At 67.2% G+C, this 23,276-nt stretch carries 20 protein-coding genes, 1 other RNA gene and 1 pseudogene; 3 read left to right on the top strand and 19 right to left on the bottom strand.

Annotation, left to right across the window (positions count from 1 at the left end):
- The 10 genes from ACP15H_RS02305 to ACP15H_RS02260 all read right to left on the bottom strand — a co-directional run bounded on the left by ACP15H_RS02305 (window position 1) and on the right by ACP15H_RS02260 (window position 9,391).
- A complete protein-coding gene (locus tag ACP15H_RS02305) occupies window positions 1-1,407 on the bottom strand; it encodes a UDP-N-acetylmuramoyl-tripeptide--D-alanyl-D-alanine ligase (protein ID WP_425064611.1) in 1,407 nt (468 codons plus the stop codon).
- Window positions 1,404-2,894 (bottom strand): UDP-N-acetylmuramoyl-L-alanyl-D-glutamate--2,6-diaminopimelate ligase, encoded by a 1,491-nt coding sequence (locus ACP15H_RS02300; protein ID WP_425064610.1) that lies wholly within the window; start codon window positions 2,892-2,894, stop codon window positions 1,404-1,406. The genes ACP15H_RS02305 and ACP15H_RS02300 overlap by 4 nt, the downstream gene beginning before the upstream one ends.
- Window positions 2,878-4,764: a peptidoglycan D,D-transpeptidase FtsI family protein gene (locus tag ACP15H_RS02295; protein WP_425064609.1), complete on the bottom strand. Its 1,887-nt coding sequence runs from the start codon at window positions 4,762-4,764 to the stop codon at window positions 2,878-2,880. Before ACP15H_RS02295 ends, ACP15H_RS02300 begins: the two co-directional genes overlap by 17 nt.
- Window positions 4,761-5,315 (bottom strand): cell division protein FtsL, encoded by a 555-nt coding sequence (gene ftsL / locus ACP15H_RS02290; RefSeq protein WP_425064608.1) that lies wholly within the window; start codon window positions 5,313-5,315, stop codon window positions 4,761-4,763. Before ftsL ends, ACP15H_RS02295 begins: the two co-directional genes overlap by 4 nt.
- A complete protein-coding gene (rsmH, locus tag ACP15H_RS02285) occupies window positions 5,312-6,259 on the bottom strand; it encodes a 16S rRNA (cytosine(1402)-N(4))-methyltransferase RsmH (protein ID WP_425064607.1) in 948 nt (315 codons plus the stop codon). The genes ftsL and rsmH overlap by 4 nt, the downstream gene beginning before the upstream one ends.
- A complete protein-coding gene (locus ACP15H_RS02280; RefSeq protein WP_425064606.1) occupies window positions 6,256-6,735 on the bottom strand; it encodes a division/cell wall cluster transcriptional repressor MraZ in 480 nt (159 codons plus the stop codon). Before ACP15H_RS02280 ends, rsmH begins: the two co-directional genes overlap by 4 nt.
- Before the next feature lie 214 nt (window positions 6,736-6,949).
- An RNA gene (gene rnpB / locus ACP15H_RS02275) (RNase P RNA component class A) lies at window positions 6,950-7,337 on the bottom strand.
- 12 nt (window positions 7,338-7,349) lie between these two features.
- Complete coding sequence (locus ACP15H_RS02270) at window positions 7,350-8,039, bottom strand: N-acetylmuramoyl-L-alanine amidase (protein WP_425064605.1); 690 nt, start codon at window positions 8,037-8,039, stop codon at window positions 7,350-7,352.
- Between the two features lie 2 nt (window positions 8,040-8,041).
- On the bottom strand, window positions 8,042-8,743 hold the full coding sequence (locus ACP15H_RS02265; protein ID WP_425064604.1) for a TerB family tellurite resistance protein: 702 nt from the start codon (window positions 8,741-8,743) through the stop codon (window positions 8,042-8,044).
- Between the two features lie 9 nt (window positions 8,744-8,752).
- On the bottom strand, window positions 8,753-9,391 hold the full coding sequence (locus tag ACP15H_RS02260; protein WP_425064603.1) for a TSUP family transporter: 639 nt from the start codon (window positions 9,389-9,391) through the stop codon (window positions 8,753-8,755).
- Here ACP15H_RS02260 and uvrB point away from each other — a divergent pair.
- Window positions 9,359-11,736, top strand: a pseudogene (gene uvrB / locus ACP15H_RS02255) (excinuclease ABC subunit UvrB). The gene ACP15H_RS02260 and the pseudogene uvrB overlap by 33 nt on opposite strands.
- Before the next feature lie 86 nt (window positions 11,737-11,822).
- Window positions 11,823-13,034 carry an MFS transporter gene (locus ACP15H_RS02250; protein WP_425064602.1) on the top strand — a complete coding sequence of 404 codons (1,212 nt, stop codon included), beginning with the start codon at window positions 11,823-11,825 and terminating at the stop codon, window positions 13,032-13,034.
- Window positions 13,035-13,295: 261 nt separating this feature from the next.
- On the opposite strand, the gene ACP15H_RS02245 is transcribed toward ACP15H_RS02250, so the two are convergent.
- The 6 genes from ACP15H_RS02245 to ACP15H_RS02220 form a co-directional block, all read right to left on the bottom strand.
- Window positions 13,296-14,351 carry a neurotransmitter-gated ion-channel ligand-binding protein gene (locus tag ACP15H_RS02245; protein WP_425064601.1) on the bottom strand — a complete coding sequence of 352 codons (1,056 nt, stop codon included), beginning with the start codon at window positions 14,349-14,351 and terminating at the stop codon, window positions 13,296-13,298.
- 17 nt (window positions 14,352-14,368) lie between these two features.
- The gene (locus tag ACP15H_RS02240) at window positions 14,369-15,487 is read right to left on the bottom strand and encodes a cache domain-containing protein (RefSeq protein ID WP_425064600.1); all 1,119 of its coding nucleotides are present in this window, start codon (window positions 15,485-15,487) and stop codon (window positions 14,369-14,371) included.
- Between the two features lie 545 nt (window positions 15,488-16,032).
- Window positions 16,033-16,809, bottom strand: a complete 777-nt coding sequence (locus ACP15H_RS02235; RefSeq protein ID WP_425064599.1) for an ABC transporter permease — start codon at window positions 16,807-16,809, stop codon at window positions 16,033-16,035.
- A 148-nt stretch (window positions 16,810-16,957) separates the two neighbouring features.
- Window positions 16,958-17,698: an ABC transporter ATP-binding protein gene (locus ACP15H_RS02230; RefSeq protein WP_425064598.1), complete on the bottom strand. Its 741-nt coding sequence runs from the start codon at window positions 17,696-17,698 to the stop codon at window positions 16,958-16,960.
- Window positions 17,698-18,567, bottom strand: a complete 870-nt coding sequence (locus ACP15H_RS02225; protein ID WP_425064597.1) for a dioxygenase — start codon at window positions 18,565-18,567, stop codon at window positions 17,698-17,700. Before ACP15H_RS02225 ends, ACP15H_RS02230 begins: the two co-directional genes overlap by 1 nt.
- Window positions 18,568-18,585: 18 nt before the next feature.
- Entirely contained in the window at window positions 18,586-19,194 is a 609-nt protein-coding gene (locus ACP15H_RS02220) for a GNAT family N-acetyltransferase (protein WP_425064596.1), read from the bottom strand.
- A gap of 165 nt (window positions 19,195-19,359) precedes the next feature.
- Here ACP15H_RS02220 and ACP15H_RS02215 point away from each other — a divergent pair, with 165 nt between their 5' ends.
- A complete protein-coding gene (locus ACP15H_RS02215) occupies window positions 19,360-20,157 on the top strand; it encodes an aspartyl/asparaginyl beta-hydroxylase domain-containing protein (protein WP_425064595.1) in 798 nt (265 codons plus the stop codon).
- Between the two features lie 140 nt (window positions 20,158-20,297).
- On the opposite strand, the gene ACP15H_RS02210 is transcribed toward ACP15H_RS02215, so the two are convergent.
- The 3 genes from ACP15H_RS02210 to ACP15H_RS02200 are packed head-to-tail and all read right to left on the bottom strand — an operon-like array spanning window position 20,298 to window position 23,272.
- Window positions 20,298-21,566 carry a M16 family metallopeptidase gene (locus tag ACP15H_RS02210; RefSeq protein WP_425064594.1) on the bottom strand — a complete coding sequence of 423 codons (1,269 nt, stop codon included), beginning with the start codon at window positions 21,564-21,566 and terminating at the stop codon, window positions 20,298-20,300.
- Window positions 21,563-23,008 carry a threonine synthase gene (thrC, locus tag ACP15H_RS02205; protein WP_425064593.1) on the bottom strand — a complete coding sequence of 482 codons (1,446 nt, stop codon included), beginning with the start codon at window positions 23,006-23,008 and terminating at the stop codon, window positions 21,563-21,565. Before thrC ends, ACP15H_RS02210 begins: the two co-directional genes overlap by 4 nt.
- A gap of 12 nt (window positions 23,009-23,020) precedes the next feature.
- Complete coding sequence (locus tag ACP15H_RS02200) at window positions 23,021-23,272, bottom strand: DUF1272 domain-containing protein (protein WP_425064592.1); 252 nt, start codon at window positions 23,270-23,272, stop codon at window positions 23,021-23,023.
- Window positions 23,273-23,276: the final 4 nt, after the last annotated feature.

The following is a 23,276-nucleotide window of genomic DNA, read 5'->3' as shown; positions in this document are numbered from 1 at the left end:
CTAGCGTCCCGCCCCGCCATCGCTGGCCGCCACGATGGCGTCCACGACGGTTTTCATTTTCGAGCCCAGCGAACCTTTCACTGCGACCACGTCTCCTGCCCTGAGCGCGGCGGCGACGTCGCCTGCCAGCGCCGCCGAATCCGGCCGATGCACGCCGCGCTGCGCCGGTGGCACGAGCCGCCACAGCGCCTCCATGTGCGGGCCGCACAGGAAGACCTGTGTCGCGCCGCTCGCCGCCACGGCGTCGGCGAGGCCCGCATGGTAGGCATCGGCACCCTCGCCCAGCTCGCGCATGTCGCCCAGCGCCAGGACCCGGCGTCCGCCGCGCTGCGGCTCGATCCGCGCCAGGACCGAAAGCATCGCCCGCACCGAAACCGGGTTGGCGTTGTAGCTCTCGTCCAACAGCTCGATCGTGCCGCCGCCGAAGGCCAGCGTGCGGCGCGCGCCGCGGCCCGGCGAGGCCTTCACCTCTGCCAGCGTTGCCGCCGCCTTCGCGACATCCGCGCCCAGCGCCTCGATGACGGCCAGCGCGCCGATGCTGTTCAACACCCAGTGCTCTCCCGCCGCGCCCAGCCGATACTCGATCCGGCGACCATGTATCAAGGCTGCAACATCACTGCCGGAATCCTGCAGGTCGCAGGAGACAAGACGGGCTTCCGCGGCGTCGCTGCGGCCGAAGCCGACGATGCGGGAAACGCCGAAATGACGGGCTTTTCCGACCAGTCGGTCATAGTGGCGGCTGTCGCGATTGAGCACGGCGACTGCGCCTTCCGCCATGCCGGCGAACAGGCAGCCCTTCTCGTCGGCGATCGCTTCCTCGCTGCCCAAGTGGCCGATGTGGACCGGCCCGACATTGGTGACGATGCCGACATGAGCGGCCACCTGGCGGGCAAGCGGCTCGATCTCGCCGGGATGATTCATGCCGATCTCGAACACGCCGTAGTGCACCTCGCGCGGCAGGCGGGCGAGGCTCACCGGCACGCCGACATGGTTGTTGTAGCTCGCCACGCTGGCGGAGGTCGGCGCCTGTGCCGACAGCATCGCGCGCAAGGCGTCCTTCGTGCCGGTCTTGCCGACCGAGCCGGTGACGCTGGCGATGCGCGCCTGGCTGCGGCGACGCGCGGCGACACCGAGTTCGACCAGCGCCTTCATCGTATCGGGGACGCGGACCAGCGGGCCGCGTGCCCCCTCCACCTCGCGCGACACGACCGCCGCCGCGGCGCCGCGTGAGAGGGCGTCGGCCAAGAAGCCGTGACCGTCGGTCGTCTCGCCGCTCAGCGCGAAGAACAGATCGCCCTTGCCGACCGCGCGGCTGTCGAACGTCACGCCATCGGCTGCGAACGGCGCGGTGATCGAGGCCGCCGTCAGGGCCGCCTGCACTTCATCGGAGGTCCACAGCGCGCTCATGCACCGCCTCCGGCCAGCCTGCGCGCCTCCTCGGCGTCGTCGAAATGATGCGTGACGCCCTTGATCGTCTGACCGGTTTCGTGGCCCTTGCCGGCGATCAGCAGGAGATCGTCCGCGCTCGACAGCGCCTCCATGCCGGCCGCGATGGCGGCGTGCCGGCCATTGGCGATCTCGATCCAGTTGCGACGATCGTCGGCGATGCCGCGCAGGATCTCGGCGCGGATCGCGGCCGGCTCCTCGCCGCGCGGATTGTCGTCGGTCACGATCGCGAGGTCGGCGAGGCGGGTGGCGATCTCGCCCATCACCGGGCGCTTGCCGCGGTCGCGATCGCCGCCGCAGCCGAACACGACGACCAGCTTGCCACGGGCGAACGGCCGCAGCGTCCGCAGCACCGTCTCCAGCGCCTCGGGCTTGTGGGCGTAGTCGACATAGACCGCGGCGCCGCAACGATGGCGGGCCACCAGTTCCAGCCGGCCGGGCGCCCCCGTCAGATGGGCAAGGGCTGCAACGGCACGCGCCGGGTCACCGCCCGTGGCGACCACGAGCCCCAGCGCGGCGAGCGCATTCGACGCCTGGAAGCCGCCGACCAGCGGCAGATCGATCTCGTGACGCGTCCCCATCACGTCGAGCGAAAGACGCTGCCCGACCGGCGTCGGATCGTCGGCGAGAAGTCGGAATTCCCGGCCCTTGGCGCCGTAGGTCCAGAAGCGGATGCCGCGCTGCGTGCAGATCGCCCGCAGGGCTTCGGCGCGATCGCTGTCGGCATTGACGACGGCTGTGCCCCCCGGCGGCAGCAGGACCTCGAAGAGGCGCGCCTTGGCCGCGAAGTAGGCCTCCATCGAGCGATGGTAGTCGAGATGCTCGTGGGTCAGGTTGGTGAAGGCCGCCGCCGACAGGCGGAGCCCGTCGAGCCGGTGCTGGTCGATGCCGTGGCTCGACGCCTCGATGGCGAGATGGGAGACACCCTCGCGCGCCAGCGTCGCGAGGTCCTCGTGGAGCTGCACGGGATCGGGCGTGGTCAGTCCGCCGTCGCGCACGAGGCCGGGCGAGACGATGCCCAGCGTGCCGACGCTCGCCGCCTTCAGTCCCATCCGCTCCCAGATCTGGCGCACGAAGTGCACCGTCGAGGACTTGCCGTTGGTGCCGGTGACGGCGGCGATGGTCGCGGGCTGCGTGCCGGCGAAAGCCGAGGCCATCAACGCCACGCGACGCCGCGGATTGGCATCGCGCACGACGAGGACGCCGGGATCGAGCGGCGGCAGCTCGGCCTCCGGTGCGGCCAGGATCGCGACCGCCCCGCGCCTCACGGCATCGGCCACGAAAGCCGCGCCGTCCTGCCGGGTGCCCGCAAGGGCCGCGAAAAGATAGCCCGGCTGGACCTTGCGTGAATCGAGGGTCAGTCCGGCGAGAAGGGGATCGCGCGGCAGCGCGGAAGAGGTCGCGGTCGCGTCGGCGCTCCGGCGCATGAGCTCACTCAGACGCAACACGACGCACTCCCGGACCGGGGGCTGCCGCCGTCTGACCGGGAGCCACCGCCGTCTGTCCGGGAGCCGGACGGACCGGCAGAGCCCGGCGATGATCGCCGGGGGAACGGCGCACGCTGGCCGGCACGATCTGCGCCGGCACGACGGGAGCCGGGACCGGCGTCGAGGCGATCTCGATCGGCGGCAGGCCTTCCTTGAGATCGCCCGGCAGGATGCCGTAGAGCGACACCATCTGCTCGATGATGAGCTTGACCGAAGGTGCCGCCACCCAGCCGGCCGTCGCGTAGCCGCCGGTCTCGGGAAGTCCCTTCGGCTCGTCGAGCGAGACGATGACGACGAATTTCGGATCGTTCATCGGGAAGGCGCCGACGAAGGAGCTGATCAGCGCTTTCTGCCGATAGCCGCCGCGGCCTGGCTTCTCGGCCGTACCGGTCTTGCCGCCGACCTGGTAGCCCGGGACGTCGGCGTTCTTGCCCGTGCCTTCGACGGCGTTGAGGCGCAGGAGCTGGCGCATGTTGACCGAAGTCTTCTGTTGGATGACCCGCCGGCCCTTGTCGCTGGCGGCCGTGCGCTTCACCAGCGACGGCTGGTAGAGGATGCCGCCGTTGATCATCGCCGACGAGCCCATTGCCAGGTGCAACGGCGTCACCGAGATGCCGTGACCGAAGGCGATGGTCATGGTGTTGATCTTCATCCAATGGCGCGGCCAGAGCGGCGCCGCGACTTCCGGGAGCTGCGTCGTGACGGGCTTCAGGAAGCCGATCTTGTCGAAGAAGGCACGCTGGCCTTCAGGCCCCATGACCTCGACCGCCATCTTGGCCGAGCCGATGTTCGACGAGTACTTGAAGATCTCCGGCACCGACAGCGGGCGGCGCTGGGCATGGTCGTCGTTGATCGTGAAGCGGTCGATCCGGATCGGCGAGGTCGCGTCGAAGACGCTGGTCATCGATGCCTTGCCCGAATCGAGCGCCATCGCCGTGTTGAAGATCTTGAAGGTCGAACCCTGCTCGTAGACACCCAGCGTGGCGCGATTGAACAGCGCCTCGTTGGTGAGGGTGCGCGTACTGTTGGGATTGTAGGTCGGCAGCGACGCCATCGCGAGCACTTCGCCGTTGGTCGCGTCCATGACGATGCCGGTGGCGCCGATTGCGGAGAACTTCTGGACCGCGCGCGCAAGCTCGCGCTCGACGATACGCTGCAGGCGAAGGTCGATGGAGAGCTGCAGGGTCTCGCCGCTCTGGAGCTGCTGATCGAAGAAGCGCTCCACCCCCGCCAGACCGGTATTGTCGACGCTCGCATAGCCCAGGATATGGGCGGCGGCCGTTCCCTGCGGATAGATCCGCCGTTCCTCGGCCTGGAACTCGAGGCCTGGAATGCCGAGGCGGTTGACGCGGTCGTGCTCGCGCGGGCTGAGGCCGCGCTTGATCCAAACGAAGGTCCTGTCGCCTTCCAGCTTCTCGCGCACGTCGTCGTATTTCAGGTCGGGCAGCGCCGTCACGATCTTGCGCGCGGCTTCCTGGGGGTCGATCAGCAGGTGCGGATTGACGAACGCCGACATCACCGGGACCGACGTCGCCATCACGGCGCCGTTGCGGTCCACGATGTCGGCGCGCTCCGACTGGATCGAGCCGCCGCGCGCGGCGACGCGCTGCGTCGGCTCGGCGCCGTCGCGCAGCAACGACACGTAGCCCATCCGGAGGCCGACTGCCGTGAAGGCCAGACCGAAGATCACCGAGGCGATCACCAGGCGCTGACGTGCCGTCTCCTGGACGTCGCCCTTCAGGCGTTCCTTGGGCGAGGTGTAACGCGCGCCGGCCGCCGCGTTTACCGCGGCGGCCGGTTCGGGCGAGGCAGACCTGCGCCACAGCTTCACCGGGAACCCCCTTCTTTTCGCGAGAGGATATCATCGATGGAGGTTGCGGCGCTCTGGCCGTCGCCAACCGGACCCGATGTTGCCGGCTCTTGGATTTGGGCCGGTCGAGGGGGCGTCGTGGGTCCGGTGGATCTCTGGGAAAGGGGTGCGGAGGCCGGCGAGGGGCTGCCGGCCTCCGCTGCGACGCGGCCACCACCACCGGGCAAAGTCGACGAGGGGACGTCGTTGCCCGTTCGTGGGGGGGAAGGAGGTGGTGGATCGCGCCGCGGGGGGACAGATTCGGGTTTGAGCTGATCGAGTCGGACGACCTGCTTGATCGAGGCCGACTCGAGCTTGAGATGCTTCTGCGCGAGCGCCTCGATGCGCTCGGATTCGTTCAGGTGAGCCCATTCGACCCGCAGGATGTGCGTGGCCTGCTGGCTCTCGATGATCTTCTGGTTGGTGCGGTCGATACGCTCCTCGAGGTCCTGCACCTTGTACTTCACGGTGAACAGGCCCACCGCCGTTGCGACGGCGACGACCGACCAGAACAGGAGTCCGCGGTGGATCATGCGGCCTCCCCGTCGCCGAGCTTCTCGGCGACGCGCAGACGCGCCGAACGGGCCCGCGGATTGGCGGCGACCTCTTCGTCGGACGGCAGCACCGGCTTGCGCGAGAGGTCGCGCAGAGTGGCGGTCCGCGCACCCATGCCCGGCGGCGCGTGGCGCGACGGGCCGGGCGTGCGGCCCGCACGGGCCCGCACGAATTCCTTCACGGCGCGGTCTTCGAGAGAGTGGAACGACACGATCGCGAAACGGCCGCCCGGCGCCAGCACCTGCTCGGCGGCGGCGAGGCCGCGCTCGAGTTCACCCAGCTCGTCGTTCACGGCGATGCGCAAGGCCTGGAAGGTCCGCGTTGCCGGATCGCTCTCGTCGCGACCCTGCGGGCCGACGGCCCGGCGCACGATCTCGGCCAGTTCGCCCGTGGTCTCGATCCGCTTCACGCGGCGCGCCTCGACGATGCTGCGCGCGACACGACGGCTACGACGCTCCTCGCCGTAGCGCCAGATGAGGTCGGCGAGGTCGGCTTCGTCGGTCTCGTTTACGAGATCGGCCGCCGAAGGACCGTTCTTCTCCATGCGCATGTCGAGCGGGCCGGAGACCCGGAAGGAGAAGCCGCGATCGGGCTGGTCGAACTGCATCGACGAGACGCCCAGATCGAGCGCCACGCCGTCGACGTCTTCGACGCCCTCGGCCGACAGGAGCTCGGCCATGTCGCCGAAGCGGCCTTCGATCAGACGCAGCCGCGGCGCGTAGCGTTCGGCCAGCGCCCGACCCGCGGCAATGGCATCGGGATCACGATCGATGGCGATGACCTGGCAATCGGCGCGATCGAGCATCGCGGTCGTGTAGCCGCCGGCCCCGAAGGTGCCGTCGAGATAGCGACCGCCGTCGCGCGGCTGCAACGCATCGACGACTTCGCGCGCCAGCACCGGAACGTGGCGAACGCCGCTCATGCGTCCCCTCCGCCCAGATTGCGCACGAACGCCGCCATCTTCTCGCGCTCGGCCTCGCGGCGCGCCTGCCAGCGCGCGGGATTCCAGAGCTGGAACTTGTCGACCTTGCCGACCAGCATCACACCTTCGGCGGCGTCGAGGGCATTGGCGAACTCGGACGGCATCGAGAAACGGCCATCGGGCTCCATCGCCACGGTGCGGGCGCCCGCCGACAGATAGCCCGCCGGATCGAACGCCTCGTCATCGAGCGCAACCTTCAGCGACCCTTTCGGCCCGAGCGCCTCCGAGCGCAACCGCTCGAGCATGGCATCGAAGCCCGTCCGGGAGTTGCCGTTCACGACGCCGGGGATGTTGGGCGAATGATAGAGCACGAAGGCACTGCGGTCGTCCGCAGGCAGCTCGTCGCGAAAAGCCGCGGGCAACAGGACCCGGCCCTTCTTGTCCAGCTTGATCAGGATTTCGGACCGAAAGGCCACCGGCCCCTCTCCCCCTAGACCCGTTGCAGATGCCCCACGCCCCTGCGCCGCCTGTTACACGGGATACATTGGGATATCATGGGAAAGCCCGGGATGCAATTATCAACGGCAGGAATCCACAAGGAATCTGAAAGACTTAGACACGACATCTATGCTCGCCGACCATCGGAAAACACAACGGGTTGTAGAGTCAATGGCTCGAGCGGGAATGAAGTGGGTCAGACGGCCTGTAAGCCGGGTTCTGTCCTCGCCCGAAAGCGATGGATGGCCATTCCTCTGGGACGCCCGTTACCGAACGCCTCGCGCGACCGACCCGGGCGACGACGCGGAAACACCGCTGCCGGTTGCCCGGCGTGTCGCCCCTATTTGGTCTTGCTCCCGGTGGGGTTTGCCGTGCCGCTTCCGTTGCCGGTCGCGCGGTGGGCTCTTACCCCACCGTTTCACCCTTACCGTCCTGGCGAGCCAGGCAGGCGGTCTGTTTTCTGTGGCACTTTCCCTGGGGTCGCCCCCGCCGGACGTTATCCGGCACCGTGTCTCCGTGGAGCCCGGACTTTCCTCACCCGCGCGGTTACCCGCCCAAGTGCAGCCATCCAGCCGTCTGATCCGGCGCCTGACTAGGCTGCTCCCCCCATCGGGTCAAGCAGGCCCGCCAACTGCGAGCGCGTCTGGGGATCGATCATGCCGTCGACCTGGGCCGGCCGGTAGTGGCGCTGGAAGGCCTTCACGATCTCTCTCGGCGGCACGGCGAGCGGCGGCGCATAGCCAAAGCGCTGAAGCGCCTTGTGGAAATCGCCATCCAGCGGCCGCGTCCCGGCCTTCGGCCACAGGCCGATCCCCTGCTCCGCCAATCGCTTCCAGGGAAAGCGCCGCCCGGGATCGATCTTGCGCTGGGGCGCGATGTCGGAGTGGCCGACGACGTTGCGCGGCTCGATCGCCGGATGGCGCGCCAGGATTGCCCGGCACAGTTCGATCAGAGCCTCGATCTGCGCCGCCGGATAATCGTGCCGATCGCCGTGCAGGTTCACGATCTCGATGCCGATCGAGGTGCCGTTCAGCGCCTCGCGGCCACGCCACCACGATTTGCCGGCGTGCCACGCGGTCCGATCCTCGGGCACCAGGCGGTAGGCCGTACCGTCGAGATCGAGCACGTAGTGTGAGCTGACACGGTGTTCGCGTGTCGCATCGCGCAGGATGTCGAGCGACTCCTGCAACGGAAGCTCCGTGTAGTGAAGCACGAGGATATCGACGACCGTGCCGTCCGGCCTGGGCGCATGATTGGGCGACGGCAGGTCGATCAGCTTCATGGTCAGGCCGGCACGAGACCGCGCTGCCTGCGCAGCCGGTCATAGGCGTCGTTGATCAGCGCAAGCTTGCGGTTGGCGACCGCGATCGCCTCTTCCGGCAACCCCTGCGCCATGAGCCGGTCGGGATGGTTGGCACGGACCTGCCGCAACCAGGCTTCGCGGATCTGCTCGTCGGTCGCCAGCGGATCGATGCCCAGCACGACGCAGGGTTCGCACTCCACCGCCCCCAGGGCCGCCGCTTTTGCGCGCTCGAAACGCGAACTGGGCAGGCCGAAGATGTTCGCGACCTTGACGAGATAGTCGGCTTCCGCCACGTCGATCTTGCCGTCGGCCTGCGCGATGCTGAACAGGCCCTCGATCACGTTTTCCAGGACTTCCGGCGCGTCGGGAAACAGTGCGGCGACCTGGCGGGCATAGGTCTCGAAGCCGCCGGCATCGCGCTTGGCCAGGTCGAAGAAGCGCTCGACGTTCTCCTCCTCGCCCGGCGGCACCTGGAAGAACTCACGGAACGCCGCCCTCTCGACCTCAGAGACCTGGCCATCCACGCGCGCCATCTTGGCCCCCAGGGCGATGACGCCGATGGTGAAGCCGATCTGCCGCAGGCCGGGGTGGCCGCCATCATCGGCTGCCGGCGAAGACAGGCCCAGCAGCTCGGCGATGCCGAGGCCGTTCATGCCTTCCACGATCTTGTCCCAGATCCTCATGCCGTGTCCTTATAGCAGGAGGGAGCCGATGGCGACGCAGACCAGGAGGCCCAGTGCGAGTCGCCGATAGAATGTCTCGCTGGCCAGCGGGAACAGCCGCTCGCCCACCACGCCGCCCAGCATCACCGCCGGGGCGAGAAACAGGCCCTGCACGCCGGTGCTCCAGCCGATCAGGTCGCGCGTCGCGAACGATGCGAGGGCGATCAGGTCGACGAACACGAAGTAGGTCGTGAGATTGGCCCGCACGCGCGCGGCCGGCTCGTTGCCCGCCAGATAGTAGAAGGCGATCGGGGGGCCGGCCATTCCCGAGAGCCCGTTCAGGAAGCCGCTGGTCGCACCGACGGCGACCGTGGCCGCCGCGTTCGGGCGCCCGGCGTAACGCCAGCCGCTGGCCAGCAGGATGACCGCCCCGAGAATGATGGCCGAGATCGCCCACCGCATCGGCTCGGGCTCGACCCCGGTCAGCGTGTGGGTGCCGAGGGGCACGGCAATCGCCGCCGCCAACAGCAACAGGCCGATCCGCCGCCAGTCGACCAGCCGCACCACGCCCGGCACGAGCGGCAGGGCGACCGCGATCTCCAGCAGGAGGCAGAGCGCAATGCCCACCGCGGGCCCATACAGGGCCGAGAAGACCGGCGTCATCAGCATCGCGGCGCCGAATCCGGCGAAGCCCCGCACCGTGCCTGCAATGCAGGCAACGAGGGCGGAAATAAGGAAAGGAGCGCTCAACAGGTCCGGCATCGCGCGCCGACGCTAGCATTGCCGGAGCGCCGGGCGCGCATCATATAATGGAGGTCATGGCCTCAAAGAATCTCGCGGTTCCGGCTGCCCCCCTCCTGATGCCGTACATCCAGCGGCGGCCGGAGCTCGAAGGCATAACGCCCAAGCCCTTCAAGCTCGTGTCCGATTACACGCCCGCCGGCGACCAGCCCGAGGCGATCAAACAGCTGATCGCCGGGGTCGAAAGCGGCGAACGCGACCAGGTCCTGCTGGGCGTCACCGGCTCGGGCAAGACCTTCACCATGGCCAACGTGATCGCGAGCCAGGGACGGCCGGCGCTGGTGATGGCGCCCAACAAGACGCTGGCGGCGCAGCTCTATGCCGAAATGAAGGGCTTCTTCCCGGAAAACGCCGTCGAGTACTTCGTCTCGTACTACGACTACTACCAGCCCGAAGCCTACGTCCCCCGCACCGACACCTTCATCGAGAAGGATTCGTCGATCAACGAGCAGATCGACCGCATGCGCCACTCCGCGACGCGCGCCCTGATGGAGCGCGACGACGTCATCATCGTGGCGTCGGTCTCCTGCATCTACGGCATCGGGCCGCTCGAGAACTACCAGAAGATGACCTTCCGCCTGCACAAGGGGCAGAAGATCGACCGCACCAGCCTGCTGCGTCGCTTCGTCGAGCAGCAGTACAAGCGCAACGACAATGCCTTCCAGCGGGGCAGCTTCCGGGTGCGCGGCGACACGATCGACCTGTTCCCGGCCCACTACGAGGATCGCGCCTGGCGCTTCGAGATGTTCGGCGACGAGATCGAATCGATCACCGAGTTCGATCCCCTGACGGGCGACAAGACCCTGTCGCTGAACGACATCATCGTCTACGCCAACAGCCACTACGTGACGCCCAAGCCCACACTGCAGAAGGCGATCGAGCAGATAAAAGCCGACCTCAAGCAGCGGCTGGAGGAATTCAACCGCGCCGGCCGCCTGCTGGAGGCGCAGCGGCTCGAGCAGCGCACGCTGTTCGACATCGAGATGATGGAGACGACCGGCGCCTGCGCCGGCATCGAGAACTATTCGCGCTATCTGACAGGCCGCAAGGCCGGCGATCCGCCCCCTACCCTGTTTGAATACTTCCCTGAGCATTCCCTGCTGATCTGCGACGAGAGCCACGTCACGGTGCCGCAGATCGGCGGCATGTTCCGCGGCGACTTCAACCGCAAGAGCGTGCTGGCCGAGTTCGGCTTCCGGCTGCCCTCTGCGATCGACAACCGGCCCCTGAAATTCGAGGAATGGGACGCGCTGCGGCCGCAGACGACCTATGTCAGCGCCACCCCGGGCGACTGGGAGATGGCGCGCACCCAGGGCGCCTTCATCGAACAGGTGATCCGTCCGACCGGCCTGATCGACCCGACGGTCCTGATCCGGCCCGTGGAGAAGCAGGTCGACGACCTGATCGCCGAGTGCAAGGACTGCGCGAAGAAGGGCCAGCGCGTGCTGGTCACCGTGCTCACCAAGCGCATGGCCGAGGATCTCGTCGAGTACATGCACGAGTCCGGCATCCGCTGCCGCTACCTGCATTCCGACATCGACACGCTGGAGCGTATCGAGATCATTCGCGACCTGCGACTCGGCGCCTTCGACGTGCTGGTTGGCATCAACCTGCTGCGCGAGGGCCTCGACATTCCCGAATGCGCACTCGTCGCCATCCTCGACGCCGACAAGGAAGGCTTCCTGCGTTCACCGACCTCGCTGGTGCAGACGATCGGCCGTGCCGCGCGCAACGTCGAGGGCCGGGTCATCCTCTATGCCGACAAGATGACGGACTCGATCAAGTACGCCATTTCGGAGACCGACCGTCGCCGGGCCAAGCAGACCGCCTACAACGAAAAACACGGCATCACGCCGGCCTCGGTGAAACGCAACATCGCCGAGATCCTGCAATCGACCGCCGAGCGCGACCACTACACGGTCGACACCGGCGTGTCGGGCGACGTGCACCTGGTCGGGCACAATCTGCGCACCCACATCGTCGAGCTCGAGAAGCGCATGCGCGCCGCCGCCGCCGACCTCGAGTTCGAGGAAGCCGGCCGCCTGCGCGACGAGATCCGCCGCCTCGAAGCGCACGAGCTCGAACTGCCGGGCCAGGCCGCCAGCGCCAATGTCGGCGTCCACCTCGGCAAGATGCAGCATTCGCGGGTCTTCCGCGGCGTGCGCACGGGTTCGGGGGGACGCGGCAAGCCGGCACGGCGCAGCGGCCGGTAGCGAAACGAGCGCCGGCAATTTCGCCTGACCGCGTCTCGCCGAGAGTTTCCTCGCCCGCCTGAATCCGGTCGCTATAGTCCCGGCGCATGTCCGCCGCGCCGACAGATCTTCGCCGCTATCTCGCAGCCCTCGTTTCGCTGACCCTGATCCAGGTCGTCTCGACGATGGTGTTCAATCAGGCCTCGGTGTTGGCGCCGGCCGCCGCCGCCGAGTTCGGCGTCGCGGCGGCAGACGTCGCCTACTACGTGTCGATCGTCTATCTCGCGGCGATGATCTCGACCGTGGGCGGCGGCACGATCACCCGAAGGCTGGGGCCGATCCGCTTCATCCAGACCGGTCTCACGATTGCGGCGCTGGGCTCCTTCGTCTTCGCGACGGGCGGCGTCGCTATGGCCGCGCTTTCGGCCTTCATCGTCGGCCTGGGCTCCGGCCCCCTCACCATTGCGAGCTCCCACATCCTGGCGCGCGTGTCTCCGCGGCGGCTGGCCAACGTCACCTTCTCGCTGAAGCAGAGCGGCGTGCCGCTGGGCTTCGCGATCTGCGGCGCCGTGCTGCCGACCCTGGCGCTCGATTTCGGCTGGCGTTGGGCCGCGGCCTCGGTCGGCGTCCTCTCGATCGCCGCCGCCATCGCCATCCAGCCGCTGCGCGCTCTGTACGACGACGAGCGCAGCGGCGGTTCGGCGCGCCTGCCGACGCTGGCGGAGATATTGGAGCCGCTGCAGCTCGCCTGGCGAGATCCGATCCTGCGGCCGATGTGCTTCATCGGCATGTTGTTTTCGGCCACGCAGGCCATCGTGGTGAACTTCACCGTCGTCTATGCCGTCGATGGGCTGCAGATGTCCTACGTGCTGGCCGGCGCGCTCCTGTCGGCAGCGACTGTCGCCGGCGCTTTCGGCCGCATCTTCTGGGGCGCGCTCGCCGACCTGCTGCGCAGGCCGTCGGCGGTGCTGGCGGGGATTGGCGCCATCATCGCGATGGCCGCCACAGCGATGTCCTTCTCGACACCCGCCTGGCCCACCACTGCGGTCTACATCGTCTGCACCATCCTGGGCGGCACCGCCGTCGGCTGGAACGGCGTGTTCATCGCCGAGAGCGCGTCGCGGGCGCCGCCGGGCCGGGCCGCGGAGTTCACCGGCGCGACGCAGCTCTTCGTCTTCTGCGGCGCCCTCCTGTCACCGCTCCTCTTCCGCACCGTGCTGGCCATCACCGGCGTCTATGAGGCGGGCTATCTCCTGCTGGCCGCGGGCGTGGCGACGGCATCGTTCTTCCTCGCCCGGGCCGCTCGGCAGCGCGGCTGAATCGACGTTCCTCCTTGGCCGAAATGCCAGGCGCGCATTTCAGCTCTCCACACGCCCAAGAGCCGATGACAGCGGGCTTTTCGCAGATTCACGGGCGTGCCATGGCAGCTCATGCCGAGAAGCGAATGGACCGGCGATGCCCGCCGCCGCTTGGACCACTGTCTCAAATTCTCGAGCGCCCTGACGACAGGCTTCCTGCGGGGTGGCTCGCTCTGCTGAGAAACCGAAGCTGGAGAGCCATTCCGGTTGGGAGTCCCGACCTTATCTTTCGATCGTCGGCAACAATGAATACAGACAAAGCCCCAGGAACAAGAGAGGCACGGTCAGCCGAAGGTTCCGACGCAACTCCGGCAGAAGGTAGGGAAAACGCCGCGCGAAACGACTGTTGTCGAGACCGGGGAACAGGTCGATCACCAGCACCACAGGCAGATAGAGATATCCCATGGAAATCATTGCCGCGATTGGGGAATTCATCGAGATCGAGCCAGGGAAGCTCGCTTCGAAAGTGAAGCTGAGAGCCGCGAGTGCGAGCAGCGTCGAAAACACCATGGGCACCCGCTGGGTGTTCGGCAACACACTCGTGGACGCCCACAACAGGAACAGAGACAGCGACATGATGGCGATGAATGGCACGAACAGGCGCAGTATGTAGCGCGTCCAGTCTCTTTCGACCGTCGCGATCAGCGTAATGCGCGAGAACGGACGGGCGTTCCAGCCGAAGAAATTGCTCTGCACGAACGAGACTCCGCGCGGTTTCCAATTGTTCGCCGAGATGTCCGGATTGATCGTCGAGAAATTGCGGTCGAACTCGGTCGTCGTGAGTGCGACCTCGTGGGCTGCATGTCGCGCCGTGCTGAAGCTGAGCGGAAGGTACTGCGTGTCGAAGGGGAAGCTCGACATGTTGGCGCGGATGCGGAAGTCGGCATCGAGCCGGCGAATCTGCACGACCCTGCCGTCGTAGAATATCGACAGAAACACGGTCTGCGAGCGCGGGTTGCCGATCATATTGTCGATGGTAATTCCCGGCCGCCAGATCTGGCCGAGACGGGCCTCGGCCGCGGCCCCCGTCAGGTCGATATGCTCCTCGCCTTGCGCGACCGGATCGAAACGCAAGCCGGGATCGACCCAGCGCTGGGTATATTCGATCGAGGCGCTGAGCTCGCCCGTCGTCTCGATCAAACGGGTGATGTTGAGGATGCGCACCGACAGGCGCACCTCGATGGGCAGCTCGACGCCTGCCGGCACGGAGGGCGGACTGGGTGGTGACGCCGCGCTTTGTGCCAGCACGGGGCATGACCATGCGATCAGGATCGCCATCAGGGCGAAGGCCCATCTCATGTCGCAGGCTCTGTCGCGTCGGCAGAGTCCGACGCCACCCGACCCGCCAGCGCCGTCGCCGCCTTTACGATCCGGTCGGAGTCCGCGGCACCTGGCGGCGGAACGGCGCTGCCAGCCTGACGACCCTCCGCCAGGGCTTCGAGCCAGTCGCCCAGCACCTGAAGTGGACGAGCGACGAAGCTCTTCATTGCCACGGCGATGACGCTGAAGCAGACAACCACCGCGGCAAACGCCACGAAAAGCAGCTTCCAGGCCTGGCGCCAGTAGCTGGCGTGCAGGGTCGTGAAATTCGCCGCGGCGACGAAGCCGCCGATCATGCGTCCGCTGTAGTCGAGCAGCGGCGTGACCACGATGCCCCAGGTCGCGTCGTCGAGCACGGCTTCAGCGAAGGTGTCCTCGCGCGCCAGACGCGGAGATGCTGCTTCCAGCAACCGCGCAAACAGCGTGTTGTCGGTCGATTCGTTGACGAAGAGGTCGCCGTATACCTTCTTGTCGCCTTGCTGCGCGCCCATGCCAACCGAAAGAACGACCGCGACCTCCGCGCCTGTTCGCGTCTTGACGGCCCGGATCAGGTCCGGGAGCCCCAGCCCGACCTCGGCAGTCCCGACCAAGGTGGAGCCATCCATGATCGGCGCTATGCCCCGCAGGGCGAGCCCTCGCCGTCCCAGTTCGACACCACTCTGACCCGTATGGCTGTGATTGACCGCGACGACCATCGGGCGAGACTGCGCGACGTCTTCGCCAAAATTGTCCGGTTCCTGAACGCGCAGGAACATCTTGAGATCGGCGCTCTGGAACTGCAGCATTTCCACGCCATTCTGCTTGCTGAGATAGGCGTAGACCGGCTGCAGCCTCTCAAGGATTGCTCTACGGTCGCTGTTGGCAACCGCCGAGACATTACCCGGCTGCAGAGCGAAGACCTGCGCCAGCGCAAGCGCCGTATTGCCGTTTCGTTCCAACGTGGAACGCAACGTAAGGCCGACGGTCTTGAGAGCCGCACCCTGCCGCTGGCGCATGTCGTCGCGCAGATCGGACAAGGTGATCGCGATCATGGTGCCGAAGCTCGCGAGCAGCACGACCGACATGATCGCGGCGATACGATTGCCGAACGTCATCGCTTTTCCTTCAGGCGCGGGGCAGTGACCAGAACTCGCACAACTTTCATGGTTGCATTAAAATCCATCAGCAATACCTTGGATTGTCGCCATGCCGCGGAATTTCTGCACTCGGAAATGCCACAACCGGCGCTTTTGCCACCGATGGTTCTCGCATCAGGTGTCCCCTCCGATCAGCCCTGTGACTGCAACCAAGAGTGTCACCAGAGACACGGGTACAGCCGGCGACAACGCCCAAACCCACATTTGATGGATGCCCCGCGAACTGTTCGAAAGCTAACATTCCGCCGGGTTGTGGGTAAAGCGTCGGAACCCGTCACGGTTCAAGCCACCGCGTGGTCTGCACCTGACCTGACGCGCGACCGCCAATCCACCGATTGGGCCCGTTCTCGTGTCATGCACGCGCACACTTTCCGCGCCGCGCACATCGCTGCCAACGGATCGCAAGTGTGCCAACTATGGGTGGGTTTGCCTTGCGGGGTTCGCGCCGGTTCTTCGCAGCGCGCACCCGCAATGGCACGCTGCCATGATCATATCCAGCCGCCTCACCCCTCCGCAGCGAGCGCGCTTTCGTGCCAGCGGCGCAGCAGGAGGTGCGAGACCAGGGACAGCAGCAGATAGATCGCGATGCCCGCCGCCGAGATCAGGACCAGGGCTGCGAACATGCGCGGGATCTTGAGCTGGTAGCCCGATTCGAGGATGCGATACGCGAGGCCCGACTCGCGGCCGCCCGACCCCGCCACGAATTCCGCCACCACGGCGCCGATCAGCGCCAGCCCGCCGGAGATGCGCAGGCCCCCCAGGAAGTACGGCAGCGCTGCCGGCAGGCGCAGCTCGACCAGGGTGCGCCAGCGGCTCGCGCCATAGAGGTCGAACAGGTCGAGCAGGTTGCGGTCCACCGAGCGCAGGCCCAGCACGGTGTTGGACAGGATCGGAAAGAAGGCCACCAGCCAGGCACAGATCAGCAGCGAGACGTTGACGTCATCGACCCAGGCGATGATCAGCGGCGCGATGGCCACGATCGGCGTCACCTGGAGGATGATGGCGTAGGGGAAGAGCGACAGCTCGATCCAGCGCGACAGGGAGAACAGCAGCGCCAGCGCGACTCCGATCCCCACCGCCGCCAGCAAGGCCTCCAGGGTGATCGTGAGCGTGACCACCAGCGCGGGCCACAGCGTGCCCCAGTCCGACCCCAGCGTCTTCGCCACCAGGATCGGCCCCGGCAGGATATAGGGCGGGATCGCCATCGCCCGAACGAGCCCTTCCCACAGGACCAGCATGAACAGCCCCATCAGGACCGGAGCGACGATGCGTGCGCTCATGGGATCATTCCCAGCCTCATCCCGAGGAGCGACGCGCAGCGTCGCGTCTCGAAGGATGGGATCAGGCGAAGCGTTCGGAGCCCATGCTTCGGGACGCCGGGCTGCGCCCGGCTCCTCAGCACGAGGTCGGGCTCTGAAAAACGGGCGCTCATGCCGCCATCGCCTCGGAAAGCCGCGTCGAGGTCAGGCGGCAGAGGGCGGCGTAGTCGGCGGACGTGCCGAAGGCCTCGCTGCGCGGATAGGGCGCCGGGATGGCGAGTTCGGAGCGCACGCAGCCGGGGCGTGCGCTCATCACCACGATGCGCTGCGACAGGAACACCGATTCGAACACCGAGTGGGTCACGAACACGGCGGTGAATTGCGTGCGCTGCCACAGTTCCAGCAGGTCTGTGTTCAGCCTGCGTCGCGTGATCTCGTCGAGCGCGGCGAAGGGTTCGTCCATCAGCAGGAGCCTCGGACCCGTGACCAGGGCCCGCGCGATCGACACACGCATCTTCATGCCGCCGGACAGTTCGCGCGGATAGCTCTTCTCGAAGCCCTGGAGCCCCACGCCCGCGAGTGCCCCGGCCGCGCGCGCCTCGCGCTCGGAGCGCGCCAGCCCGCGCAGCTTGAGCGGCAGCGCCACGTTGGCCAGCGCCGTCGTCCACGGCATCAGGGTCGGTTCCTGGAAGACGAAGCCCAGGTCGGGCCTGCCCTGTGGCCAGTCGATCGTGCCGGCGGTCGGCTCGGCGAGGCCCGCAATGAGGCGCAACAGGGTCGACTTTCCGCAGCCCGAGGGGCCGAGCACGCTCAGGAATTCGCCGGCTTCGATGTCGAGCGAAGCGCCGCCCAGCGCCTGGACGCCGTTCGTGAAGACCCTTGAGACATCGCGGAGGCGAACGAGCGGCATCAACCCGCGGGCAGGGTCAGGTCGAGCCGCGTCGCCCAGACCGGCAAGGGCAGCGTGTCGCGGGCCGCGAGGTTGGCGGGCAGCGCGGCGCGGTCGGTCACCTTGGCGAAGGGCAGGACGAGGCCGGCGCGCACGCCGAACACCGCATCCGCGTCGAGATGCGCGTCATCCTCGGGAAAGAACTCGGTGATCAGCGGCTCGTGCCCGGGTGTCCGGATGATCATGTGGACATGCGCCGGCCGCCAGGCGTGGCGGCCCAGGACACGGAGCATGTCGCCGGCCGGACCGTCGTCCGGCACCTTGTAGGAAACGGGTCGCACGGTGGTGAAGGCGAAGGTGCCGTCCTCGGCCACGGCGAGGCGTGCATGATAGTTGGTCGGGGACTGCGAGGGGTCTTGCTGGGCATAGAGCGCGTTACCGGCGTTCTGCCAGATCGCCAGCACGGTCCCCTTGGCGGGCGCGCCCTCTGCGTCGACGACACGTCCGCTCACGACCAGCGGCTCGCCCACCTGGCCGCGCCACAGATCGCCGCCATTCGGCAACTCGGGCGCACCTTCGATATGGAACGGGCCGAGGACGGACGATGGCGTGCCGTTGCCCGCGGCGTTCACCATGTCGACGAGCGACGACACGCCGAGCAGGTCGGAGAACAGGATGTATTCGTTGCGCTTGTCGTCGGTGAATTGCGTGGCCCGCGTGAGCGCATCGATGGCAGCGCCCCATTCGGCCTGGGTCACCTTGTTGTCGCGGACGAAACTGTGCAGGTGCCCGGCCAGGGAGACCAGCAGCGTCCGCGCGCGTTCCGACGGCGCGTTGCGGGCATAGTCGGCAAAGGCCTGGGTGATCGAGGTCGGGGTCAGATTGCGCATGGAGGGATCTCCTGCCCGTTATCGCGGCGCCCGAAGCAGCGCATCGTAGTCGGCGCGCAGCAACGCAAACAGCAGGTGGTCGGCCCATTGTCCGTTGATGCGCAGATACTGCCGGGCGAGCCCCTCTTCATGGAAGCCGACCTTCGTCAGGACGCCCTTGGAAGGCTCGTTGTGCGGCAGGCAGGCGGCCTCGAGCCGGTGCAGCCGCAGGTCGTCGAACACGAAAGGCAGGGTGGCACGCAGACCGTCCGTCATCAGGCCCTGCCCGGCATAGGGCTGGCCCATCCAGTAGCCGACGGACGCCGTCTGGGCGACGCCGCGGCGGACATTGCTGAGGTTGATGCCGCCGACCAGCCGGCGGCCTTCATTGGTGAAGACGAACAGGCCATAGGCTTCCCCCGCCCGCCACTCCTTGGCCTGCTGGCGCAGCCGGCGCCGATAGTGGTCCCGCGCCAGCGAGTCCTCGGGCCAGGTGGGCTCCCAGGGCGTGAGGAACGCCCGACTGCGGGCCCGCAATTCGGCCCATTCCGGCCAGTCGTCCATGCTCGGCGCACGCAGAAACACGCGTTTCCCGGAGATCCGGGTCATCCCTGACAGCGACAACGGGACGTCGGCAAAGCGGAACATATTGGGCTACACTCGTGGTTCTTCGGAATTCTTGCATGCTTTCCGGGGTATGACGTAGGAAATTGAGACGGTCCGCCACGCCCGGCGCTGCCAGAGGAGCCGCCGCCTTTCGGCCAAACGGGCGTATTACATCCACCCATCGGAAGTTCTCGGGGCACATCGGTCATGGACTCGGCAAACAAGCCCGCTATCGGCGAAAAGGGCAGATTCTATCTCACCAAGCACATCTGGCTTCCCCAGCAGCCGCTGGAGGATTTCAACCTCAAGCTTTCGGATATGATCCTTCGCAACATGCCGAAGCTGCCGCTGGGCGGCGAGGATGCAATGAAGGTCTTCCCCGTGCTGGGCGAGCTCAAGAAGAGCCACGCCAAGATCAAGGCCGACCTCGACTATCTGCTGAGCCATCATGAAGAGATTCCGGCCCTCCACGAGGTCCACCCGCGCGACCTCTACGTGCCGGGCCGCGCCTGGCGCACCTTCCTGCTGAAGCTGTGGGGCCACGACGTGCCGGAGAACGCCGCAGCGGTGCCGGACACGATGGCCGCCATCGCGCGCATCCCCGGCGTCCACACGGCGCTGTTCAGCATCCTGGCCGGCCGCGCCGAGATCGAGCCGCACCGGGGATCTGCCGCCGGCATCATCCGCTTCCACTACCCGCTGATCGTGCCCAGCGAGCCGGAGAAGTGCTGGATCGAGATCGGCGGCCACCACTTCTTCTGGAAGGAAGGCGAACCGCTGGTGTTCGACGACACGCGCGAGCATTGGGTGAAGAACCAGACCGACGAGACGCGGGTCGTGCTGATCATCGACTTCAACGCCCCGATGCCGTTCCCGATGAATCTCTACACCGGCCTGCGCTACAGTCTGGTCCGCCGCAGCGCCGAGATCAGGACCGCCATCGAACGCGCCGCGATCGGCGTTCCGCCCCGCACCGCCCCGGCGGAACTGCCCAAGGCGGCCTGAGCAAAACACCACTCACGCTGAGGAGGCTGCGCAGCAGCCGTCTCCAAGGGCGGATTACAGGTGGATTGGCAGCCCATCCTTCGAGACGCGCGCCTGCGGCGGGCTTCTCAGGATGAGGATTGTCAGTAGCGCGCGCGCTCTTACGCCGCGAGGCGCCCGGCGATCTTGTCGAGCGACTCGAGCCCGTCGATCGGGCCCAGGGCAGCGAGGGTGAGTTCGCCCTGCAGCAGGCGGCGAGCGACCCGGCGCACGGCGTCCTGGTCCACGGCCTCGATGCGCGAGACGATCTCGGCATAGGGAATCGTGCGGCCGTGGACGATCAGGTGACGCGCCGCCTGCTCGCAGCGCGCGCCGCTGGACTCCAGAGCCATCAGCGTGCCGGCCTTGATCTGGTTGCGGGCGCGCACGAGTTCCTGCTCGTTGAGCGTATCGGCGACAGTAACGAATTCCTCGCACACCGCAGGCACCAGCTCGGCGAGATCGTCCTCGCCGGTGCCGGCATAGATTCCGAACAGGCCGCCATCGGCATAGGCGGTATTGAAACAGTGGATGCCGTAGACCAGGCCCCGCTCCTCGCGGATGCGCTGGAACAGGCGCGAAGACATGCCGCCGCCGAACAGCGTCGAGTAGATGGCCAGCGCGAAGTAGTCGGGGTCGCGATAGCCGATGCCCTCGCAGCCCAGTACTAGATGCGCCTGCTCGAGCACCCTCTGCTCGCGGCCGTCGCCACCGACATAGGCGAGCGGCACCGGCCGCTCGGCATTGGCCGGGGTGCGCGGCACGGAGCCGAAATGCTTCTCGGCGAGATCGACGATCTGGTCGTGCTCGACCCGGCCGGCCGCCGACAGGACCATGTTGCCGGCCGTGTAGTGACGCGCGAGATAGGCAAAGAGATGGTCCCGGCCGATCGCCTCGACCGAGGCTGCGGTGCCGAGCACCGGCCGGCCCAGCGGCTGGCCCGGCAGCGCGGTCTCCTGGAACTGGTCGAAGATCAGGTCGTCGGGCGTGTCGAGCGCCTGGCCGATCTCCTGCAGGATGACGCCGCGCTCGCGCTGCAGCTCGTCGGGATCGAACACCGAGTTGCGCAGGATGTCCGACACCATCTCGATGCCCAGCGCCACGTCTTCCTTGAGCACCGAGGCGTGATAGGCGGTGATCTCCCGCCCCGTATAGGCGTTCAGGCTGCCACCGACATTCTCGATCTCTTCGGCGATGGCGCGCGCGCTGCGGGTGCGCGTACCCTTGAACGCCATGTGCTCGAGCATGTGCGCCATGCCGTTCAGCTCGGCGGTCTCGTGGCGGGTGCCGCAGGCGACCCAGATGCCGAGCGACGCCGATTCCACCTCGGGCATCGGGTCGACGGCGACGCGCAGGCCATTGCCCAGAGTCGTAACCTTTACATTGCTCACGTGCGCACCTTGTTTCTGGCCGCGGGCGCGGCGGCCATTTCCCGTCGTTCGTCGATCATGGATTTCAGGGCCGCGACGTCGTTGGCGATCCCGTCGGCGCGCTCGGCCCGCTCCAGCAGGTCGGCGAGCCGCGCCGGCAGACGCGGCCGGTGGCCGGTCGCCTTCTCGACGGCGTCGGGGAACTTGGCGGGATGCGCCGTCGCCAGCACGACCATGGGAATGGCGGGATCGCGGCGATGCTGCTGAGCCAGCGCATAGCCCACCGCGGTATGCGGATCGATCGTCTCACCGTAGCGCGTCAGGCAGTCCTTCATGGCCGCCAGCGTCCCGGCATCATCGAGCCGGCCGGCATCGAACAGCTCACGGACGCCTGCCAGAACGTTGCCGCCGACCTTCAGCGTGCCGGTGCTGCGAAATGCCGTCATCACATCCGCCAGGGTGGCGCCGTTGCGATCGTAGAGGTCGAACAGCAGACGCTCGAAGTTGCTCGAGATCTGGATGTCCATGCTGGGGCTCAAGGTCGGCACGACCTCGGAGGTCGTCATCGTGCCGCTCTCGAAGAAGCGCGCGAGGATGTCGTTGCTGTTGGCGCCGACCACGAAGTGCGAGATCGGCAGGCCCATCTGCTTGGCGGCATAGCCCGCATAGACGTTGCCGAAATTGCCGCTGGGGACACTGAACGCCACGGGGCGCTCCGGGGCGCCGAGCTTCAGCGCCGCCCAGAAATAATAGACGATCTGCGCCATCACGCGGGCGAAGTTGATCGAGTTCACCGCCGTCAGCGCATGCCTGTCGCGGAACGCGAGGTCGTTGAAGCAGGCTTTTGCGAGATCCTGGCAGTCGTCGAACGTGCCCTGAACGGCGATGTTGTGGACGTTGGGCGCCAGCACCGTCGTCATCTGCCGACGCTGGACCTCGCTCACGCGGCCGTGCGGGAACAGCATGAAGATATCGATGGTCTTGCGGTCGCGCACGGCTTCTATGGCAGCCGAGCCGGTGTCGCCCGAGGTGGCGCCGACGATGGTGGCGTGCTGGCCGCGGGTCGTCAGCGTCTGGTCGAGCATGCGGCCTAAGAGCTGAAGCGCCACGTCCTTGAAGGCGAGCGTCGGGCCATGGAACAGTTCGAGCAGGTGCAGGCCCGACTCGCCCAGCGGCTTCAGCGGTGCGACCTCCGGCGTCTCGAACGAGGCATAGGCCTCGCCGATCAGGCGACGAAAGGTGGTGTCGTCGAACGTGTCGCCGACGAACGGCTTCATGATGCGGAAGGCGAGCTCGGTATAGCTCAGCCCCTTCAGGGCCGCGATCTCGGCCTTGCTGAACTGCGGCCATTCGGCCGGCAGATAGAGGCCGCCGTCACGGGCCAGGCCCGCAAGCATGATGTCTTCGAAGCCGAGCGGCGCAGGGTTGCCCTGCGAGCCATGGCGCGTGCTGATGTAACGCAAAGGAAACTCCGACTAGGCGACCTGCTTGCAGGCCTCGTGGTCCTTGCGGACCCGCTTGGTGGAGGCCGGGAACCTGGCCAGCGCTTTCTCGGGTCGGGTCGGGCGCTTGACCAGATCGCCGCCGCAGTTGGGGCAATGTCCGCCCAGGCGGGTTCGCGCGCAGTCTGCGCAGAACGTGCACTCGAAGGTGCAGATCAGGGCGTCGGACGCGCCGTTGGGCAGGTCCTTGTCGCAGCATTCGCAGTTCGGACGGAGGTCGAGCATGGCT

This window comes from Reyranella sp. (genome assembly GCF_965249915.1).
GTDB lineage: Bacteria > Pseudomonadota > Alphaproteobacteria > Reyranellales > Reyranellaceae > Reyranella.
Note: the sequence above shows the minus strand (reverse complement) of the source record. Positions and strands in the feature narration are given on the sequence as shown.

Excerpts from the sequence above, each read along its gene's own strand:
- ACP15H_RS02250 (WP_425064602.1), top strand. The coding sequence starts at position 11,823 with ATGTCCGCCGCGCCGACAGATCTTCGCCGCTATCTCGCAGCCCTCGTT.
- rsmH (WP_425064607.1), bottom strand. The coding sequence starts at position 6,259 with ATGAGCGGCGTTCGCCACGTTCCGGTGCTGGCGCGCGAAGTCGTCGAT.
- ACP15H_RS02265 (WP_425064604.1), bottom strand. The coding sequence starts at position 8,743 with ATGAGGATCTGGGACAAGATCGTGGAAGGCATGAACGGCCTCGGCATC.
- ACP15H_RS02260 (WP_425064603.1), bottom strand. The coding sequence starts at position 9,391 with ATGCTGATGACGCCGGTCTTCTCGGCCCTGTATGGGCCCGCGGTGGGC.
- ACP15H_RS02220 (WP_425064596.1), bottom strand. The coding sequence starts at position 19,194 with ATGTTCCGCTTTGCCGACGTCCCGTTGTCGCTGTCAGGGATGACCCGG.
- ACP15H_RS02235 (WP_425064599.1), bottom strand. The coding sequence starts at position 16,809 with ATGAGCGCACGCATCGTCGCTCCGGTCCTGATGGGGCTGTTCATGCTG.
- ACP15H_RS02305 (WP_425064611.1), bottom strand. The coding sequence starts at position 1,407 with ATGAGCGCGCTGTGGACCTCCGATGAAGTGCAGGCGGCCCTGACGGCG.
- ACP15H_RS02225 (WP_425064597.1), bottom strand. The coding sequence starts at position 18,567 with ATGCGCAATCTGACCCCGACCTCGATCACCCAGGCCTTTGCCGACTAT.
- ACP15H_RS02215 (WP_425064595.1), top strand. The coding sequence starts at position 19,360 with ATGGACTCGGCAAACAAGCCCGCTATCGGCGAAAAGGGCAGATTCTAT.
- ftsL (WP_425064608.1), bottom strand. The coding sequence starts at position 5,315 with ATGATCCACCGCGGACTCCTGTTCTGGTCGGTCGTCGCCGTCGCAACG.
- ACP15H_RS02240 (WP_425064600.1), bottom strand. The coding sequence starts at position 15,487 with ATGACGTTCGGCAATCGTATCGCCGCGATCATGTCGGTCGTGCTGCTC.
- ACP15H_RS02230 (WP_425064598.1), bottom strand. The coding sequence starts at position 17,698 with ATGCCGCTCGTTCGCCTCCGCGATGTCTCAAGGGTCTTCACGAACGGC.
- ACP15H_RS02245 (WP_425064601.1), bottom strand. The coding sequence starts at position 14,351 with ATGGCGATCCTGATCGCATGGTCATGCCCCGTGCTGGCACAAAGCGCG.
- ACP15H_RS02200 (WP_425064592.1), bottom strand. The coding sequence starts at position 23,272 with ATGCTCGACCTCCGTCCGAACTGCGAATGCTGCGACAAGGACCTGCCC.
- ACP15H_RS02270 (WP_425064605.1), bottom strand. The coding sequence starts at position 8,039 with ATGAAGCTGATCGACCTGCCGTCGCCCAATCATGCGCCCAGGCCGGAC.